This window comes from Dietzia sp. B19 (assembly GCF_014145155.1).
GTDB lineage: Bacteria > Actinomycetota > Actinomycetes > Mycobacteriales > Mycobacteriaceae > Dietzia > Dietzia natronolimnaea.
The window spans coordinates 1-1,676 of the sequence record NZ_JAALED010000422.1; the positions used below are offsets into that span (position 1 = coordinate 1).

The 1,676-nt window shown below is 71.3% G+C and carries 2 protein-coding genes and 1 pseudogene; 1 reads left to right on the forward strand and 2 read right to left on the reverse strand.

The window, feature by feature from the left end:
• Nucleotides 1-98 precede the first annotated feature (98 nt).
• Together G6020_RS12085 and sigE are read right to left on the reverse strand one after the other, a co-directional pair.
• Nucleotides 99-518, reverse strand: coding sequence for a zf-HC2 domain-containing protein (locus tag G6020_RS12085; RefSeq protein WP_179525587.1), 420 nt, complete (start codon nt 516-518; stop codon nt 99-101).
• A 102-nt stretch (nt 519-620) separates the two neighbouring features.
• Nucleotides 621-1,244 (reverse strand): RNA polymerase sigma factor SigE, encoded by a 624-nt coding sequence (gene sigE, locus G6020_RS12090; protein WP_179525588.1) that lies wholly within the window; start codon nt 1,242-1,244, stop codon nt 621-623.
• A gap of 206 nt (nt 1,245-1,450) precedes the next feature.
• Between sigE and G6020_RS12095 the strand changes: the two are divergent.
• Nucleotides 1,451-1,676, forward strand: a pseudogene (locus G6020_RS12095) (hypothetical protein); the annotation flags it as partial.

Genomic DNA, 1,676 nt, shown 5'->3' on the forward strand with positions numbered 1-1,676 from the left:
TCCTGTGGATCGGCGCAGGCTCGCGAAGCGGTCGGTCGGGGTCGACGTCCCGTTCCGCCGGTCCGCGCACACCAGTCTCGTCCTCCACGCGCCCCAGCCTAACGGCCGGACGAACGCAGGCGGCGCAGGAGCCTCGACCACCTGCTCCCGGGCGGGGGCACCGGGGCGCCTGTGGGTTCCCGGGTCGGCTCCTCCCCGAGGAGGCGGAGGCGCTCCCGCAGATCACCGGGCATGTGGATCGGCCCGGATCCACGGAGAGCGCGACGTGCGTCCTGTTGTTCGGCCACCTCGCGTCGACACTGCGGGCACAGAGCGAGGTGGGCGTCCGCGCGGACCTGTCCCGCGGGCGGGAGGCAGCCGTCCACGTACGCTGCCGCCGCCTCGGTGGAGAGGTGGTCGGTGGAGAGGAAGTGCGGTTCGGATCGAGGGGGTGGCGTACTCCCGGCGACCTCACGGACCGAGTCCCGCGACAACCGGTACTCGGGAGTGGACCCGCGTCCTGACTGGTGTCGGTCCACCCTCGCGCCTCCTCGTCCGTCTGCCCTCGGGGCCGGGCTCTGACCGCCCGGGATGATCAACGCACGGGATACTCCGGTGGTTCCCGGGAGCTCCCGGGGGGATCAGTCGACGCTCTGGTGGACCCCGGTCACACCGGCCGCCTCGAGCTCGGCACGCAACGCGGAACGACCCCGGTGGATGCGGCTGCGGACCGTCCCCATCTTGACCCCGAGGATCCGGCCGACCTCCTCGTAGCTGAGGTCCTCGATGTCGCACAGCACCACCGCCGCGCGGAACTCCGGGGAGAGGTTGGCCAGGGCGGTCTGCAGGACCGGGTCGAAGGTCTCCTCCGACAGGACCTGCTCCGGACTGCGCTCACGACCCGGCACCCGCTCGGCGTCCTCCGGGAGCGCCTCGAAGCGGATGCGAGACCGACGCCGCGCCATGTCGAGGAAGAGGTTGGTGACGATCCGGTGCATCCATCCCTCGAAGGTGCCCGGCTTGTACTTGTCCAGGGACCTGAACACCCGGATGAACGCCTCCTGGGTGATGTCCTCCGCGTCGTGGGCGTTGCCGCAGAGCCGGAATGCGAGCCGGTAGACCCTGTCCCCGTGCTGGGCGACGAGCTGGGACCAGGAGGGCATGTCGGCGGCGTCACCACTCGCGTCGAAGCGGGCGGTACCGACCGCCTCGTCGTGGTCACCGCCGGGAGCGATCGCCGTCTCGTGCACCGTCTGCGAGTACATGCGCTGCCGCCGCCTTCCGGCGCGGGCTCCTCGCAAGTCGTCCGCGCGGTGTTCCGTCGCCCCCTCGTGGAACGACGTGTGCCCACTCTCTCTCATCGGGCTGTCCTCACGGTATACCCGTACTGAGATCCCCCTGAGAGTCTCATACCGATCCGATCACCGCGCGTTGGACACGTCGTCCGCGTGCGCGGCGATACGCTGCTCGGGTGTCCGATTCGACTGACGTCCCCGCCTCCGACCGTTCCCGGCTCGCCGACCTCGCGCGCCGCAGCTCCGATCTGGTCGACGACTCGCTCTACGCCCCCGCCCGTGCGGACGCGGCCGAACTGGGTGCCGCCTCTCCGGGCGCGCTGACCGCCGAGGTGATCCGGCTGGTCGCCCGACTGACCGGAGCCCGCACCGCGGTGTGCATCTCGCCCGCTCCCGGCGTGC

Excerpts from the sequence above, each read along its gene's own strand:
- sigE (WP_179525588.1), bottom strand. The coding sequence starts at position 1,244 with ATGTACTCGCAGACGGTGCACGAGACGGCGATCGCTCCCGGCGGTGAC.